Source organism: Rhodosalinus sp. FB01 (genome assembly GCF_041365715.1).
In the GTDB taxonomy this organism is placed as follows: Bacteria; Pseudomonadota; Alphaproteobacteria; order Rhodobacterales; family Rhodobacteraceae; genus Rhodosalinus.
In genome coordinates this window covers 1-373 of record NZ_JBGFSH010000089.1, presented here as the reverse complement: position 1 = coordinate 373, position 373 = coordinate 1, and the positions used below count along the sequence as shown (strand labels likewise).

The window sequence follows — 373 nt, the reverse complement described above, 5'->3', positions numbered from 1 at the left end:
CGCGGCGTCCAGCTCCTCGGGGCGCACCTCCCCGGAGAAGGCGAGCCGCGCCTCGACCCGGCGCAGGTTGAAGAAGAGGCGCCGTAGAGCGGGCGAATTGCCCAGACGCACCAGAGACCAGCTGCGCAGGCGGTAATCCTGGATCTCGGCGCGGATCCACCAGGCCGCGTAGGTCGAAAACCGGAAACCACGGTCCGGGTCGAACCGCTCCGCGGCCTTGAGAAGGCCGATATTGGCTTGCTGGACGATATCCTCGTCGGGCGCGCGTCCTGCCCCGCCGGCGCGCCGCGCCACCGAAACCGCCAGCGCGCGATGGGCCGTCACCAGGCGGTTGCGCGCGTCGGTGTCGCCCTCGTCGCGCCAGGCCCGCGCG

1 protein-coding gene is annotated in these 373 nt (G+C 72.1%); it reads right to left on the bottom strand.

Annotation, left to right across the window (positions count from 1 at the left end; translation table 11 throughout):
* Positions 1-373, bottom strand: a 373-nt coding sequence (locus AB6A65_RS16720) for a sigma-70 family RNA polymerase sigma factor (RefSeq protein ID WP_371039506.1), incomplete at both ends; no start/stop codon positions are given.